This window comes from Streptomyces bobili (assembly GCF_002154575.1).
In the GTDB taxonomy this organism is placed as follows: domain Bacteria; phylum Actinomycetota; class Actinomycetes; order Streptomycetales; family Streptomycetaceae; genus Streptomyces; species Streptomyces bobili.
The window spans coordinates 1-2,762 of sequence record NZ_MUBA01000622.1 but is presented as its reverse complement, the minus strand read 5'-3'; the positions used below and the strand labels follow the sequence as shown (position 1 = coordinate 2,762).

2 protein-coding genes are annotated in these 2,762 nt (G+C 72.6%); both read right to left on the bottom strand.

The features are described 5' to 3' along the window. Positions 1-209: 209 nt before the first annotated feature. Positions 210-1,556: a vWA domain-containing protein gene (locus BZL64_RS35065; RefSeq protein WP_086773104.1), complete on the bottom strand. Its 1,347-nt coding sequence runs from the start codon at positions 1,554-1,556 to the stop codon at positions 210-212. 162 nt (positions 1,557-1,718) lie between these two features. Then, the coding region (locus tag BZL64_RS35060) for a PP2C family protein-serine/threonine phosphatase (RefSeq protein ID WP_107430409.1) at positions 1,719-2,762 on the bottom strand (1,044 nt) is incomplete at its 5' end.

The following is a 2,762-nucleotide window of genomic DNA, read 5'->3' as shown; positions in this document are numbered from 1 at the left end:
CCGCATGGCCGGTGCCGTACCTCCGCCCCCTCCCCCGCCGGCCGGGGGCGGCGGGGGAGGGGGCGGAGGTACGGCACCGGCCATGCGGTGACCGCAGACCTCGCACCAGTCGTCGGAACCCGACTGGTGTCCGTTCGGGCAGGTCGGCATGTCGGCGCGTCCCCCTTTCCTTCGGTGTCCTACTGGCGTACTGCGGGCGTCCTGCTAGGTCACTTCTTTACACGAACAGTCTTTGTGGACCGGGTCTCGAGGGTCATCTCGTCGGCCTCCGCGACCTTCGCCTTCAATCTGACAGTACCTGTCGGGGCGTCGACCACGTCCACCACCTTCGCAAGCAGTTTCGCAGTATCCGCGTTCCCTGACACGCTCGCGAGCTGAACGGCCCGGCCCAGTTTGGCCGTTGCTCCATCGATATCGCCCGCTTTGCGGAGATCCAGCCCCTGTTGGATGACCTGTGCCAGTTCGGCCTGCCCGGTGTAGTGGGCGACCTGGGGGTTGATCGACGTGGAGGCGGCCATGTCGTCGGTCCACACGGCCCGTACGAGACCCTGCGTGCCCAGGTTCTGTACCGTGCCGTCGGGCTGCGGAATGACCAGCGAGACGCGCGCTGCCAGCATCTCCTGGCCGATGTTCGCCGTCGGGACCTCGACGCACACGTGGTAGTCGCGGGACTCGTCGCCCCAGGAACCGGTGGGGTAGTCGCCGGAACGCGGCCCCGACTCGGTGCGCCGGCCGGTCAGGTCCTCGACCGTCGGTGCGACCTGCTTGACGAACTTCACGGCCGTGCCGACCGGGGTCCACAGCCGCAGGGCGACGTCCGCGACCTCCTTGCCCATGGCCGTCTCCATCATCTGCGTGAAGTCGGCGGCGAGAGCGGCCGGGTCGGCGACGATGTCGGCGGTGCCGAGAAGGGCGGAGGCGATCCCTGTGACTTCTTTCACTTCCCAGTCGGTGCCCACGCCGCGCGCGTCACAGGTGAAGCGGCCCGTGCAGGACTCCAGGGCGGCCTTGAGGTCCTCGGGTGACTCGTGTTCGTTGCGGCCGTCGGTGAGCAGGATGCCGTGCCGGATGGCGACGTCGGCGGTGGACAGCAGCCGGTCGGCCAGCCGCAGCCAGGTCCCGATGGCCGTGCCGCCGCCCGCGCTGAGCCGGCGCAGGGCCTCCTTGGCCTGGGCGCGGGTGGCGGGGTCGGCGACCGCGAGACGCCCGTTGCCCGGATAGACCTCCCGCGCCACGTGGGTGCCGTCGATGACCGAGAAGTGCACGCCGTCGCGGAGTGTGTCGATGGCGGCGGCCGTGGCGTCACGGGCGTTGCGCATCTTGGTCGGCGGGTAGTCCATCGAGCCGGAACAGTCGACCATGATCGCCACGGCGGCGGACGGGCCGGCGCCCGGCGAGTACAGGTGCGGTGCGGCGACCGCGGTGCCGACGGTGCCGCCACCGGTCGCGGTGACCGTCACGATCGCGCTGACCTCGCGGCCGCCCTCCGGCAGGTACTCGTTCTGGTAGACGTCCACCGAGAACTGCGGCACGTTCGACTTCGAGAAATTGGCCATGCCTCTTCCCATCCCCCTCGGAAATTCCCACGGCGTGTGGGGTGACGACGTGGACGGACCGGTCCCCTCCGGTCCGCCTCTGCTTCCCCGTGCGCGGGCCGCTGCCGGCCCGCGCCCGCTGCCCGTACCGGCGGCCGGGCAGTGCTCTGTCCGTGCGCGGCCTCAGGCCGATCCTGCCCCCTGCGCGGGGGCGGGGAACGGCACGAGGGCCACTGTTACGTTGTCGTGGCCCCCGCCGTCCAGGGCGTGACCGACGAGAACCCGCGCCGCGTGCAGCGGCCGGGCGGCGGCGTCGAGGGGGAGTGCCTCCGCCATCTCCTCGGCCCCTTCCGCGTAGTTCCACAGGCCGTCCGTGCAGACGATCACCACGCCCGGCCGGTCCGGTTTGAACGCGGCGGTGTGCGGCTCCAGTTCGTAGGCGTCGGCGCCGAGCCAGCCGGTGATCGCGTGGGCGCGCTCGTCGGCGTAGGCCTCCGCCTCGTTCATCAGGCCCGCGGAGACCATCTGGGCGGCCCAGGAGTCGTCCTCGGTGAGCCGGGCGGGCGGTGAACTCCGGTCCGCCGGAACCCAGTAGACGCGGCTGTCGCCGACCCAGCCGACGACCAGCAGGCCCGCGGTGACGATCGCGCCGACGAGGGTGCAGGCGGGCGCGTTCTGGTGCGGGGCGTGCTCACGGGCCGTGGCGGGCTCCTCGGCGAGCGCGTTGACGGCGTGCGAGGCGGCCACGATCGCCTCGTGCATGGCCTGTTGCGGGTGCGCGCCGGTCGGCAGCGCGGCCAGCAGGGCGCGGCCGGCCGTCTGCGCCGCGGCGTACGAGGCGTCGTCGGGGCGGGTCGCGGAGGAGACGCCGTCGCAGACGATCGCGACGAGCGCGGGGCCGCCGTCGGGCAGCGCGGTGTGGCCGACGGTGAAGGAGTCCTCGTTGCGGTGGTGGCGCAGGCCGCGGTCGCTGACGGCGGCGACGGGCCCGGTCTCCTGCTCCATGTGGTCGCGTTCGCGCGGCTGGGCGTGCCCGCAGTTCTCGCAGTACCCGTCGTCGTCGACCCGGCCCGCCCGGCAGGCGACGCACACCTTGGCGACGGCCAGCCGGGGGTCAGGAGCCTGGAGCGGGTACTCCTCCGGCTCGGCGGGCCGGTCGAAGCGGACACCGGCGGCGGGATCCGGTGACATGGAGGCGGCGGGCACCGTGGGCGGTGCGGCGGCGGC

What these genes read in the sequence shown, in the direction of transcription:
- BZL64_RS35065 (WP_086773104.1), bottom strand. Translation starts at nt 1,556, where the DNA reads ATGGCCAATTTCTCGAAGTCGAACGTGCCGCAGTTCTCGGTGGACGTC.